Consider the following 13732-nt stretch of genomic DNA (forward strand, 5'->3'; position numbering starts at 1 on the left):
GCGCCTCGTCCGCGTAACTTTCTCCGCGCTACTCCACCAGCGCCGTCTGCACCAGTCGTGGCTTGCGGCGCTGGATGTGCAGGGCCCGGCCCGGCGGCAGGTTGAGCGGCTTCGCGTTGCCGAAGAGGCGGCCCTCCGTGGGCGGGCAGGAGAGCAGGACGGCCGGGTTGTTGGCCTCGTCCAGGCGGCGGATCAGGCCGTCGCTCAGTCCGCGTCCCGCGCCCATCGCGCTCCGGGCGACGACCAGGTGCAGGCCCATCTCGAAGCCGAGCGTCAGGTTCTCGAAGAGCGGCTCGAAGGGGCTCTGGAAGGAGTTGCCGGAGACCATGTCGTAGTCGTCGACCAGGATGAAGAGGCGGGGACCGGTCCACCAGTCGCAGGCGCGCATCCGGGCCGGTGAGATGTCGGCGCCGGGGAGGCGGGTCTTCATCGCGCGGGCCGCGCCCTCGATGGTCTCGTTGAGGTTGTCCAGCGAGATGACGTGGCCGATGCGGTACTCCTCGGGAATGGCGTCGACCAGCGTACGGCGGTAGTCCACCGCGATGATCTTCGCCTCCTCGGGGGCGTAACGCGCGGTGATGCCCTGGGTGATCAGCCGCAGCAGGTTGGTCTTGCCGCTCTCGGTGTCACCGACCGCGATCAGGTGCGGTGTGCGGCTGAAGTCGTGCCAGACCGGCTCCAGCGCGTCCTGGTCGAGCCCGAGAGCCAGGCGCATGCCGCCGCCCTCGGTGGCCTCGGGCGCGGGCAGTTCGGAGACCGGGAGGCGGTGGGGGAGCATCCGCACCTGCGGGGCGGACGGACCGGACCAGTGCCGGCCGATCTCCGCGACCAGGTGGGCGACGCCCTCACCGAGGTCCTCCAGGGAGCCGCTGCCGTCCAGCCGGGGCAGGCCGGCGAGGAAGTGCATCTTGCTGTCGGAGGTGATGCCCCGGCCGCCGGTACGCGGCACCGTACGGGCCTTACGGGTGTCGATCTCGGAGTCCATCGGGTCACCCATGCGCAGCTCCAGCCGGGTCGCGGCCTGGTCGCGGACCTGCGCGGACAGCTCCACCCAGCGGGTGGTGGTGATGATCAGGTGGATGCCGTAGTTGAGACCCCGGGCGGCGAGTTCGTTGAACTTCGGGATGAGGTCGTCGTAGTCCTGGCGGACCGTGGACCAGCCGTCGACGACCAGGAACACATCGCCGAACGGCTCGTCGGGGAACTCCCCGGCCGCCCGGCGGCGCCGGTAGGACTGCATGGAGTCGAGCGTGTGGTCCACGAAGAACTGCTCGCGGCGGGCGAGGAGCGTCATCACCTCGGCGACCGCCCGGTGCACCCGCTCCGGGTTGAGCCGCGCGGCGACGCCGCCGACGTGCGGGAGCGCGGCGAGCTGGGAGAGGCCGCCGCCGCCGAAGTCCAGGCAGTAGAACTGGACTTCGGCCGGGGTGTGGGTCAGCGCCAGGGCCGCGATGAGCGTCCGGGCGAGCGTCGACTTGCCGCTCTGCGAACCGCCCGCGACGGCGACATGGCCGCCCGCCCCGGACAGGTCCACGATCAGCGGGTCGCGGCGCTGCTCGAACGGCTTGTCCACCAGCCCGACCGGGACCCGCAGCTTCCCGGTGCCCGGCCACCGCGCGGCGGTCAGGCCGCGTACCTTGTCCGGCTCGATGCCGGGCAGCAGGCTGTCCAGCGGTGACGGCTCGTCCAGCGGCGGCAGCCACACCTGGTGCGCGGCGGGACCGGAGCCCTGGAGCCGCTCCAGCGCCACCTCCAGCAGCGCCTCCTCGTCCTCGGCCTCCTCCGTCTCCGGCTCCGGCTCGGGCGCCGCCTCCAGCGTGCGCGGCACCACCCAGCCGCTGGTCCACGGCACCACCTGGCTGGCCACCCGGGCCTGCACGACGGCCCCCGTACGACGTCGGTACGTCCCCGAGGAGTACGCGGCCCGGAACCGGGTCAGCGCCTCCACCCCGGACTTCAGATAGCCGCTGCCGGGCGCGGCCGGAAGCTCGTAGGCATCCGGTACGCCGAGCACCCCGCGGCTCTCCATCGCGGAGAAGGTGCGCAGCCCTATGCGGTACGAGAGGTGGCTCTCCAGCTGGTGCATCCGGCCCTCGTCCAGCCGCTGCGAGGCGAGCAGCAGATGCACGCCGAGCGAGCGGCCGAGGCGCCCGATCATCACGAACAGCTCCATGAACTCCCGGTGCGTGGAGAGCAGTTCGCTGAACTCGTCGACCACCACGAAGAGGCTCGGCAGCGGCGCGAGGTCCGCCCCGGAGGCGCGGGCCCGCTCGTACTCCAGGGCCGACGTGTAGTTGCCCGCCGACCGGAGAAGCTCCTGGCGGCGGATGAGTTCACCGTGGAGTGCGTCCTGCATGCGCTCCACCAGGGCGACTTCGTCGGCCAGGTTGGTGATGACGGCGGAAGTGTGGGGGAGTTCCTCCAGACCGAGGAAGGTGGCGCCGCCCTTGAAGTCGACCAGGACGAAGTTGAGGGTCTCGGAGGAGTTGGTGAGCGCGAGGCCGAGGACCAGGGTGCGCAGCAGCTCGCTCTTGCCGGAGCCGGTGGCGCCGATGAGCATGCCGTGCGGGCCCATGCCGCCCTGCGCGGACTCCTTGATGTCCAGCTCGACCGGGCGGCCGTCCACGCCGACCGCGATCGGCACCCGCAGCCGGCCGGAGCCGGTGTGCCGGTCGAAGAGGGTCTGCGGATCGTGCCGGTGGAGGTCGGGGATGCCGAGCAGGGTGGTCAGCTCGACGTCGGTGTCGAGCGGTTGCGCGATGTCGCTGCCGAGGCTCATCCGCCGCGGGGTCAGCAGCCGGGCCAGCGACTCCGCGCCGAGCGGCCCGAGGCGGTCGGGCCGGCCGAGCTCCACCGAGCGCTCCTTGCGGCTGCGGTCGGTGCGCACCAGGCTCACCTGGTCCGGCCCGACGGTCAGCCGCAGCGTGTTGCGGCCGGGCCGCCAGCGCAGCGCCCCGGACACGTCCAGGATCAGGGCGTTGCGGTAGCCGTGGCCCTCCCAGCGGTGGCCCTCCGGCACGCTGACGCCGTCCAGCACGATCACCGTGTACGGCTCGTCGCGGCCGGGGCGGGCGTCCGGGTCGAAGCCGGGCCGCTCGGCGAACTCGGCGCCGAGCAGATCGTCCAGTTCGGTGAGGTCGGCGGTGATCCGGCGCGCCTGGCCCGCCCCGTCCTCCTCGTGCGGATCCAGCACGTGCGGAAGCCACTTGACCCACTCCCAGTCGGGCCGCCGCTCGTCGCTGACACAGAACGCGATCCACAGCTCCTCCGGCGCGTGGAACACCGCGAGCTGGCCGAGCATGGCCCGCGCCAGGGCCCGTACGGCATCGTGCTCCAGGGTCTTCGCACCAGGTGTCTCCTCGTCCGGCGCCTCCTCCGGGCGCAGCAGGATCCGCGCCGAGGAGCGCAGGTAGAGGCCCAGCGGCTGCTCGGGGATGGTGGAGTAGGCGCGGATGAAGCGACGCAGCGCGTGCGCGCAGAGCGGTTCGAGGTCCTCCACCGGGCGGGTGGAGACCGGGTTCAGGGTGAGGGCGAGCTGCTGCTCGCCGACCGCGAGCCGGACCTCGCCGAAGTCCTCGTCGGCCGGGCGGCGCTCCCACAGCCGGGAGGTGCGGGCCAGCGAGCGGAGCGAGGCGGGCTCCGGATGGCGCCAGGCGAGCGCCCGCTGCTGCTCCGCGATCGTGGTCCGCACCCGCTTGCGGGTCTGCGCCAGGTAGCGCAGGTAGTCACGGCGCTCACCCTTCAGGCGCTGCTTGCGCTCGCTGGAGCGGCGCATGAGCTGACCCAGCAGCATGGCACCGGCCGAGAGCGCCATGACGCCCATCGCCAGATACATGAAGACGCCGTTCCCGCCGCCGGGGCGCAGGAACATCAGCATCATCGACACCGACATCAGGGCCATCGGCAGATAGGTCCACACCGCCGAGGTGTCGGGCACCGTCTCGGCGAGGACCGGGGGCTCCTGGAGGGTCAACTGCCCCTCGGGCATCTCCGGCCCGCGCCTGCGGGCCGGGCGGCGAAACAGCACGACACTCAAGGAAGAGAACCTCCGGTCACTGGCTTGCGGCCTTTCCTCCTCGCGGAGGGTCCGCCCCGAATACCGGCCCCGCCGCGAGGAGGAAAGGCCGCACCCGTCGGATTCATCGGGCGCGGGTGCCCCGATGAACGCCGCGTGAATGTTTCGAGCGGATAGCGGGGACGGCCAACTTCCTTGATGGCCGCCCGTTTGCCGGATTGCTCACCCCGGCCCGCAGTACGGCCGGTGGCCGCAGGCAGTAGTCTGCATTCACGGAACGCGCCCTGTCCACGCGGGAGTGGCGGGCGCCGGGTGTGCGGGCGCAATTCCCCCTCCCGGCACCCCGGTTCACAGCCAAGCGGACTTATCCGTACTGTTCGCACATTACTTCTCCCCGGGGAAGCTTCCTCAAAGCCCGCACGGAAGACGAGAGTTCTGCTGATGACCGACAGTGCGGTGGCCGAATCGTGCCGCCTGACCGTACGTGCGCCGAGCGTCACCATCGATCTGGCCGTGCCCGCCGACGTGCCGGTCGCCGACCTGCTCCCCACCCTCCTGCGGTACGTCGGTGAGGAGGCGGAGGAGGCCGGGCTCGACCACGCCGGCTGGGTGCTCCAGCGGCTCGGCGACGCCCCGCTCGACGAGGAGACCACCCTGGCCCAGGCCGGTCTCGCCGACGGAGCCGTGCTCCATCTGCGCCCGCACACCGAGGCGTTGCCCGAGGCGCGGCTGGACGACCTGGTCGACGGGATCGCCGAGACGGTGGGCCGCCGGCTGCACACCTGGCACGCCGGTGCCGCCCGGGGCCTGCTGGTGGGCACCGCCGTGGCGACCGTGACGGCCGCCCTGGTGCTGGTCTTCTGGCCCGGAGTGGCCGACTCCACCGCCATCCGGGCCGCCTGCGCGGCCGTGGCCGGAGTGCTGCTCCTCGCGGGGGCCGGCTCCGCCAGCCGCGCGGTCGGTGACCGCCTCTCCGCGACCGCGCTGGGCCTGCTGGTCGCCCCCTGCTTCGCCCTGGTCGGCTGGGTGCTGCCCGGCGGTGACGTGACCGGACCGGACGCGGCCCGGGTCGTCGGTGCCCGGCTCCTCGCCGCCGGTGCCGCGGCGGCGGGCGGCGCGGTCCTCGCGCTCGCCGCCACCGCCGTCGGCGCGCCGGCTCTGCTGGCCACCGCGGTGGTCGCGGTCGCCACCGCGATCTCCGGCGCCCTGATGGGCTACACCGGCCTGGACGTGCCCGCCGCCGTGGCGCTGGTCGCCACGATCGTCGCGCTGGCCGCCGGGGCGGTCGCCCCGTTCGCCTTCAAACTGGCCGGAATGCGGATGCCCTCCCTGCCGTCCTCCGCCGGACAGCTCCAGGAAGGCATCGACCCGTACGCGGGCGACGAGGTCGCCGAGCGCACCGAACTGGCCGGGCGCTGGGTCACCGCGCTCTTCGCCGCCACCGGCACCATCGCCGCCGCCGCCCTGGCCGTCCTCGCCCACACCCCGGACCTCCCCGAGACGCTCACCGCGCTCGCGCTGGCCCTGCTGCTGCTCCTGCACTCCCGGGGCCTGGTCCACATCGGCCAGCGGCTCACCCTGGCGGTGCCCGGGATCTGGGGGCTCCTGCTGCTCGCCCGCGCCTGGGCGGTGGACAGCGACGCCGACGGAAGGGTGGTCGTCTTCGCGGTGCTGCTCGCCGTGGCGGCCGCCCTGGTGACCGCGTCGTGGATCGTGCCCGGCCGCCGGATGCTGCCCTACTGGGGCCGGGCGGCGGAGCTGGCCCATACCGGCCTCGCGGTCGCCCTGCTGCCGTTCACCCTGTGGGTGGCGGGCCTCTTCGGCTGGCTGCGCGGCCTGTTCGGCTGAGCTGCTCCCCGTACGGCCCACCCGGCCGGAACACCCCGTACGCCGGCCCATCGAAGAAGAGTTGAGGAGAGGCTGTGCAGTCCAAGCGCGACCAGGTGCAGGCCCACGGTTTCATGATGGGCAGGCTCAGTTCGGGCCTGCTGACGGCCGACCCGGACGCCCCGGAGAGCCCGCTGGGCCGAACCACCCGGGGAGTGGTCTTCGGCCTGCTGGTGACCGTCCTGATCGGCGCCGGCGCCACCGTCTACGGCCTGCTGCGACCCGGCGGCAACGAGACCTGGCGCAAGGGCGAGAACCTGGTGGTCAACCGGGAGACCGGCGCCCGCTATCTGTGGACCGGCACCGACGGCGTACTCCACCCGGTGCGCAACTACGCCTCGGCCCGGCTGATCGGAGGCGCGCAGCTCAAGGCCGTGGACGTCTCCACCGCCTCGCTGCGGGACGTGCCCATCGGGTCCCCGGCCGGCATCCCCGGCGCCCCCGACACCCTGCCGGGCCCCGCCCAGTTGGACGCCGGGGCCTGGCACATGTGCGTGACCGGCCCGGACGGGGCGCTGCCCAGCACCGCGGGCGGCCTCACGGGCATCGGCGTCGACCGGGCGGGGGCCACCACCCTGGTCGCCGGGGCGCCGCTGGAGACCCAGGACATCGGCGCCGACCGGGGGGTGCTGGTGAGCGGCCCGGACCGCACCGAGTACCTGGTGTGGCGGGGCAGCCGACTGCCCCTGGACGGCCCCTCCGACGCCCGCAACGCCCTCGGTTTCGGCTCCGAGCGGGCCATGCCCGTCTCCGCCGCCTTCCTCGACGCCCTCGCCCCGGGCCCCGCGCTGAAGCCGCCGGCGGCCCCGGGGCGCGGCGAGAAAGGCCCGGTGCTCGGCGGCGAACCGAGCCGGATCGGCCAGCTCTTCGAGGTGAGCGTGCCCGGCGGCGGCTCCACGTACCACCTGCTGCGCAAGGACGGCCTGGTGCCGCTGTCCCGGCTGGAGGCCGCCCTCGTGCTGGGCGACCCGGCCACCCAGAAGGACGCCTACGAGGGGCGCTCGCCCGAGGCCCGCGAGGTCGGCGCCGACGCACTCCGTACGCACCGGGCGAAGGAGACGGCCCCCGCCGGAGCCGCCGCGGAGCTGCCCCGCACGCCGCCGGTCCCGCAGCCCGCGCCTCGGGGCACCGCGCTCTGCGCCCAGGTGGACGGCGGGAACGGCGGCGCCCGGATCCGGTCGGTGCTGGTGCCGCTCACCGGGCTCGCCCCCGTCGCGGTCTCGCAGGGGGCCGCCCAGCCGGTGGCCGACGCCTGCGCCCGGACGGACGCCACCGTCGTACGCCCCGGACGCGGCGCCCTGGTGCGGGCCCTGCACGCCAGCGGTGCGGCACACGCGGGGACGACCTACCTGGTGGCGGAGAACGGGGTGAAGTACCGCGTCCCGGCCAAGGGCTCCCTGGGCGCGCTCGGGTACGGGGAAGGGGACATCGCCTCGGTGCCGGCACCGCTCCTCGCGGCGCTGCCGACCGGCGCGGACCTGGACCCGGCCGCCGCCTCGGGCGCCGCGGAGCCCAGGGTCACGGCCCCCAAGTGCCCTTCCGGCAAGGGCGACACAGTCGACTTCCGGCCGTGATCCAGGCATACCCCCTCATACGGTGCCGAAGAAAGGAAAAAGGGGGCGGGAATGTGAGGCTTCCAACATAACTCGCCGGAGAGAAACCTCAGGAAAAGCTCAGAGAGTGGGCTGCCGCGATGACCGTTCGAATTGTTTGGCTGCCCGTTTCCCGTCCGTATGGACCGCAACAGCCAACCGCATGCGAGGCGCGTTCATTTCACCGAAACCTTCGGACAACTTCGTTGGTGTGCAAGGATTCTGACGGGCAGATTCATGCTCAAATCTTCCCTACATACGTTGCGCCGCGCGGCGAGTTCTCTTTAGCCTCAGCGGGCAACGGTGCGATGTGAGTCACTCAACGAAGGGAGCGCGACATGGCTGACAGTGGCCAGAGGCGGGCGGACTATGCCAAGGGCTTGGGAGGTGTCTCCTCTCTGGAGTCGGCCCGGGCCGCGGTCGAGAAGATCCAGAACAACGTCGCGGAGATCGCCGCTCGTTCGGGTGTCGGCGGCGACGAGGGCCAGGCCCTGCTGAAGCTGTTCCGCAGCTGGAACGGCGAGGCCCAGAAGGTCGTCGTCCAGATCAGCAAGATGGTGGACGCGCTCCAGGAGAACGTGACGTCGGCCGACCGGCTGGCGAAGGAGAACCAGGACCTGACCGAGGTGCTCAACAGCAAGACCAGCCAAGGCGTCTTCGAAGCACTGCGCTGATCCGCCCCCCACCCGAGAGGAGATGTCATGGCCGACGGCATCATCGATGTGCAGTACTCCACGGTCCGCAACGCGATCGAGGAGCTGAAGCAGCAGACCCAGCAGATCATCACCACCCTCAACAACCTGGAGGACGAGCTGAAGCCGCTCGTCACCTCCTGGGAGGGTGACGACCAGGCGATGTACCGCGGTGTCCAGGCCGAGTGGGACCAGGCGACCAAGAACATGGCCCTGCTCCTCGGCGACAGCGGTGAGCTGGTCCAGAGCATCCACGACAACCACTCCCGCGACGAGCGCAGGAGCGCCGACAACTGGGGTGGCGTGCGGGCTCGTTAGCCTTCCGGTCGCGGGCCGCCTCCGCGCCGTAGGCGGTGGCGGCGGCCCCGGCTTCCCCCAGCTCCGTTCCAGTGACCCGATCCGGGCCCGATCGCAGGAGGACGTCCCATGGCCGGTGAGCACGCCGACGTCAAGCATTTCGACCTCAAGCAGATGGAGAACTTCCGCGACAACGAGGTCCACCCGGTCTACACCAAAGCCAAGAAGCACAAGGAGGAGGGCGAGGGCACAGGCGAGGCCCGCATCCGCCCCCTCAGCGAGCTGATCGGCGGCTACACCACGCCCGACAACCTCGACCAGGAGTCGCAGATCCTGCGCATCGGACTGATCGGCCGGGAGAAGATGATCTCCGGTCCGACGCTGGTCGAGAGCGTGAAGTCGGTCGCGACCTCCCTGGACAAGCTGCTCGGTGACCAGATGGAACTCTTCAAGGAGCTCAAGGAAGCTCTCACCGACACCATCGAAGAGGCGAACAAGACCAAGAACAAGAACCTGGACGCGATCGACGCCCAGACGCTGCTCCAGACGTTCGAAGAGGTCGACACGCTGACCAGCGGTTCCTCGGGCACAGAAGAGAACTAGCCGCCCCCGCGCACGGGACGGACGGCGAGAGACGAGAGAGGGCGCGCGGTGGCCGACCGGTACGACGAATCATCCGTGGAGAACGTCGACAAGTACGAGGACACGGACGCGGCATCGTCCGACAACTGGGCCGACCTCGTCCACCACATCACCGGTTACCCCGTGCCCAAGCGCAGCGAGATCTTCGACACCCTCCGCTCCGACCACGGCGGCAAGCTCTTCCGCATGGACATCAAGGAGCGCAGCCTCAGCCTCCTCGTCAAGGACTCCGGCTTCCTGCAGAACAAGGGCCAGGACTACGACATCTGGTTCTTCGACAGCGGGAAGAAGCGCTCCATCATGCAGGCGCGCATCGTCTTCGAGGGGCGGGTGAAGTCCGGCGACGAGATCATCTTCGCCGGCACCGACTCCACCGACGTCAACAACGTGAACGTCCGCGAGGGCAACGAGTTCACGGACTACAACAAGGACAAGTTCAGCACCATCCCGCTGGCCCGTTACATGAACGGGCCCCGGGCGGCGCTCATGTCCCTGCTGGACGGCAACAGCGCCAACGGCCGCTTCAGCGGTCAGGTCGCCAAGGAGGGCGACGCCGTCGACCTGAATTCCTTCACCAGGGCCGGCGAGTCCTTCGACTACGCGGCCCAGTTCTTCAAGTACCACGCCCCGGTGCTGAAGGACTGGGAGGACCGCTTCGGCCGGGACGACGCGAGCTGGAAGGGTGAGGCCGCGGAGGTCTTCCGCAGCCTCATCAAGAAGATCCGCGAGAACTACGACGCCTACGTGGAGACCTTCAACGAGACGGCGGGCAGCGGGGACGCCACCGGCACCGGCAGCACCGTCTACTCCCGGGCGCTCTCCCTGGGCCGCTCCCACCTGGAGCAGGCCGCCCGGGACCTGCTCGGTTACTGGCTCGCCTGGGCCCAGTCCGACTACTACGACCCGCACCGGGTGCTGCGCTACGTCCTGGACGACCTGGCCCAGTGGGTGGACCGGGAGAACGTGGCCAAGACGGACATCACGTCCACCACGACCCGCTACGGCTCGACCGTCAGGCACAGCCCGCAGGCCGGGTTCTCGCAGGTCCACCCCGACTACGGCGACCTCACCGACATCGCCAACTGGGCGAAGGTCGGCGACAAGGCGGTGGACATCTGGAGCCGGGCCGTGGACGACATGCTCGTCAAGAACGCCCGCATCGTGCAGTCGCGGCTCAACAACCAGTTCCTGGACCTCTCCAAGGACTTCTCCGAGAACGTGCCCGAGCCCAAGTCGACCAGTACGGCGAGCGAGGAGTACGAGAAGAAGAAGCTGGAGGAGGAGAAGGACAAGATCAACGAGGAGAACGAGGAGAACCGCCGCTACCAGGACGAGCTGCGCGAGGAGCAGCGCCTCCAGCGCGAGGAGGACAAGAAGCTCCAGGAGGAACTGCGCAAGGAGCAGGAGGAGCAGCGCGAGGAGGACCGGAGGTACCAGGACGAGCTGCGCGAGGAGCAGCGCCTCCAGCGCGAGGAGGACAAGAAGCTCCAGGACGAGCTGCGCAAGGAGCAGGAGGAGCAGCGCGAGGAGGACCGGAGGTACCAGGAGGAGCTCCGCGAGGAGCAGCGGCAGGAGCAGGAGGAGGCCAAGCGCGAGGCCGAGGAGCAGGCCAAGCAGATGGAGGAGAGCCTCGGCAACATCAACGGCCCCGGTGGCGGCGGTGAGAACCTCGGCAACCTTGACGACCTGCTGAACCTCAAGTCGGACATCCCGGTGACCGAGAGCATCGGTGACCTCGGCGGCATCAACAGCCCCGGAGCCGGCGACTCCGACACGCCCAGCCTCGACGATGTGAACAACGCGGTCACCGAGAAGCTCGGCAACCTCGGAGACGTGAACAACCCGGGCGACGCGAACAACCCCGGCGGCCCGATGCCGGTGACCTCGAACCTCGGCAACCTCGGCGGGCTCAACGGCGGCCCCGGCTCCACCCGGAACCCCAACGACGCGGCCAACCAGGCGATCTCCGAGAACCTGGGCAGTCTCGGCGACCTCAACAGCGGCGCGGGCGGCTCCCTCGACACCCCGACCGGCGGCAAGACCCAGCTCGACGGCTCCGGCCTCACCACGGACTTCCCGGACGGCAGCAGCACCTCCTTCGACAAGGACACCGGGATCCTCACGACCACCCACCCGGACGGCAGCGTCACCACGCAGGATCTGGGCGACGGCGCCCGGGTGACCAACCCGGACGGTTCGGTCACCTCCCTCGGCGACGACGGCAAGCTGACGACGACGTTCCCCGACGGTTCGAAGCAGGAGATCGACCCGGCGACCGGCCAGGCCACCTCCACGGCACCCGACGGCACCGTCACCACGGAGAACCTGGGCAATCTCGGCGGCCTCAACGGCCGGAACAACATCGGCGACCTGGGGAACCTCGGCGACCTGGGCAACATCAACGCCGACCTGCCGACCGAGTCACGTGGGGACCTGGGCGACCTCGGTGACCGGGAGACCATCAACGACCTGGGTGACCTGGGGAACCTCAACACCGGCGACACGGGTCTGAAGTCCTCGACCGGCAGTCTCACCGGGCTGGAGAACGGCGACTTCGCCACCACGTTCCCGGACGGCGCCAAGTCCGTCTTCGACCCGGACACCGGGCAGCTCACCAGCATCGCCCCGGACGGTTCGAAGACCACCACCGACCTCACCCACGGGGCCGAGGTCACCAACCCGGACGGCTCGGTCTCCTCGCTGGACAACGGCCGGTTCCTCAACTCCTTCCCGGACGGCTCCAGCCACTCCATCGACCCGGACACCGGCATCGCCACCGTCACCGATCCTCAGGGCAGGACCGAGACGGTCACCCTCGACGAGCTCAACTCGCGTGGGAGCGACAACAACAGGCCGGACTTCCTCGACGACCTGCGGGACCTCGAACGGGACCTCGACCGGGACCGCGACCTCGGCAACCTCGGCGACCTCAACGGGAGCCGGGACCTGGACGGCTTGAACGGGAACCGGGACCTCGATCTCGACGGGCTCAAGGACCTCGCCAACGGCAGCAGCGGCAGCTCCGGTGGTGGCGGTGGAGGAGGAGGCGACGGAACCACCCGCGATGTCTCCCTCTCGGAGCTGGGGCTGAGCGCCCAGGCCGGAGCGGGCGGTGGCGGCAGCGGCCTCCCCGGTGCGAACCTCCCGTCCTCGGAGACCCTCGGCCAGGTGTCCCCGCTCTCCGACAGCGCCACGAACAACGCGACCACCCCCGGCTCCGGCACCGGCGGGGGCCCGGGAGCCCCCGGTGCCCCGGGCATGCCCGGCACCCCCGGCATGCCGATGGGCGGCGGTATGGGCGGTATGGGCGGGGGCGGCGAGAAGGGCAACGGCGAGCGCGTACGGGCCGTCCTGGTCGATGCCGCCGAGGAGAGCGAGCGCCGCAACCGCCGTAAGCGCAGCCCGTGGAACCGCCAGGAGGACAGCGACACCTTCCTCACCCCCGCCTCCCGGGTGGCGACCACCGGCGGTGGTTCCTCGGAGGAGGAGCCGGAGCAGGGCAGCCGCAGGCCCGCCACTTCCGCCGACTATCTGGAGGAGGACGCGGACGTGTGGGGCACGGAGGAGGGCGGCACCCCGGCCGTCATCGGCAGGTGACGTTCGCTCGGACGCCTGTCACCAGGCAGGATGAGCGGGCCGGGCACCACGCCCGTACAGACGTCCGTACGTGAGGACCGAGGCAGAAGGAGGGGAGCGGGCAGTGACCGAACCGATGGAGAAGCGCCTGGAGAAGGCCATGGCCGAACTGCAGGCGGCCCAGGAGGCGGTGGCGCGCACCGAGCGTGAGCTGCGGTCGGCGTCGTTCTCCGTGCTCTCCTCCGACCGCGCGGTGCGCGCCACCGCGGGCCCGCAGGGTGAGCTGACCGGGATCGAGTTCCTGGAGAACAAGTACCGCGACATGTCCCCGCAGGAGCTGGCCGCCAGCGTGCTGGAAGCGGCGAGCGCGGCCCGGCTGAAGATGAACCGGCACGTGATGAAGGCGATGGCCCCCTTCGCCGAGCCCAGCAGCGACGTCCCGGAGTTGAAGGGCTTCGAACTGGACTGGGAGCGCATCTTCGGCCCGGAGGTGCTGCGCGAGGACGACGAGGACACCGACCGGGGCCCGGCCACCCCCGCCTGGCGGGACGCGCTCGGCGACGAGGGAGAGGACTGACGGGATGGGACAGCGCTACTACGTCGACCCCGAGCGCATCGAGGCCCTGGCGCGGCAGTTGGAGGAGATCGGCACGCTCACCCGGACCATGACCGAGGAGTTCCTCGACGAACTGGCGCCCACGGTCAGCTGGCCCGGCACCAACAGCGAGTTCTCCGAGAAGGCCAAGCCGCAGGAGCAGAAGGAGCGGCAGACCACCAAGGACACCATGCTCTCCATCCGGGACGCGCTGGTGGGCATCACCGACGCCACGATCGGCAACGTCCGGATGATGAAGGACACCCGCGACCGCAACCTCGACGAGATCGAGCACGGCAACAGCCGCCTCGAAGCGGACGGATTCGACGGCCCGGGCGGGCATGGCCGGCGCTGACCTCCGCACCGCGGGCCGCTCCCGTACACGACCGGGAGCGGCCGCTCCGTCCTGCCCGCACGGCCCCCGGGACGGCCGTCG

9 protein-coding genes are annotated in these 13732 nt (G+C 71.0%); 8 read left to right on the forward strand and 1 reads right to left on the reverse strand.

Annotation, left to right across the window (positions count from 1 at the left end):
* Positions 1–28 precede the first annotated feature (28 nt).
* Positions 29–4036: a type VII secretion protein EccCa gene (eccCa, locus tag ACIRR8_RS27285; RefSeq protein ID WP_404069711.1), complete on the reverse strand. Its 4008-nt coding sequence runs from the start codon at positions 4034–4036 to the stop codon at positions 29–31.
* Between the two features lie 420 nt (positions 4037–4456).
* Here eccCa and eccD point away from each other — a divergent pair, with 420 nt between their 5' ends.
* The 8 genes from eccD to ACIRR8_RS27325 all read left to right on the forward strand — a co-directional run bounded on the left by eccD (position 4457) and on the right by ACIRR8_RS27325 (position 13651).
* A complete protein-coding gene (gene eccD / locus ACIRR8_RS27290; RefSeq protein ID WP_404069713.1) occupies positions 4457–5863 on the forward strand; it encodes a type VII secretion integral membrane protein EccD in 1407 nt (468 codons plus the stop codon).
* Positions 5864–5937: 74 nt separating this feature from the next.
* A complete protein-coding gene (gene eccB / locus ACIRR8_RS27295) occupies positions 5938–7476 on the forward strand; it encodes a type VII secretion protein EccB (protein ID WP_404069715.1) in 1539 nt (512 codons plus the stop codon).
* A 356-nt stretch (positions 7477–7832) separates the two neighbouring features.
* Positions 7833–8168: a hypothetical protein gene (locus tag ACIRR8_RS27300; protein ID WP_003970669.1), complete on the forward strand. Its 336-nt coding sequence runs from the start codon at positions 7833–7835 to the stop codon at positions 8166–8168.
* A 27-nt stretch (positions 8169–8195) separates the two neighbouring features.
* Positions 8196–8504, forward strand: a complete 309-nt coding sequence (locus ACIRR8_RS27305) for a WXG100 family type VII secretion target (RefSeq protein WP_327221020.1) — start codon at positions 8196–8198, stop codon at positions 8502–8504.
* Positions 8505–8612: 108 nt separating this feature from the next.
* Positions 8613–9086, forward strand: coding sequence for a type VII secretion system-associated protein (locus ACIRR8_RS27310; RefSeq protein ID WP_404069718.1), 474 nt, complete (start codon positions 8613–8615; stop codon positions 9084–9086).
* Positions 9087–9134: 48 nt separating this feature from the next.
* Positions 9135–12722 (forward strand): AAWKG family protein, encoded by a 3588-nt coding sequence (locus tag ACIRR8_RS27315; protein ID WP_404069720.1) that lies wholly within the window; start codon positions 9135–9137, stop codon positions 12720–12722.
* A 103-nt stretch (positions 12723–12825) separates the two neighbouring features.
* Entirely contained in the window at positions 12826–13278 is a 453-nt protein-coding gene (locus tag ACIRR8_RS27320; RefSeq protein ID WP_404069722.1) for a YbaB/EbfC family nucleoid-associated protein, read from the forward strand.
* Between the two features lie 4 nt (positions 13279–13282).
* Complete coding sequence (locus ACIRR8_RS27325) at positions 13283–13651, forward strand: hypothetical protein (protein WP_404069724.1); 369 nt, start codon at positions 13283–13285, stop codon at positions 13649–13651.
* Positions 13652–13732: the final 81 nt, after the last annotated feature.

The sequence above is a fragment of the Streptomyces sp. NPDC101178 genome, from assembly GCF_044767965.1.
Classification (GTDB): Bacteria; Actinomycetota; Actinomycetes; order Streptomycetales; family Streptomycetaceae; genus Streptomyces.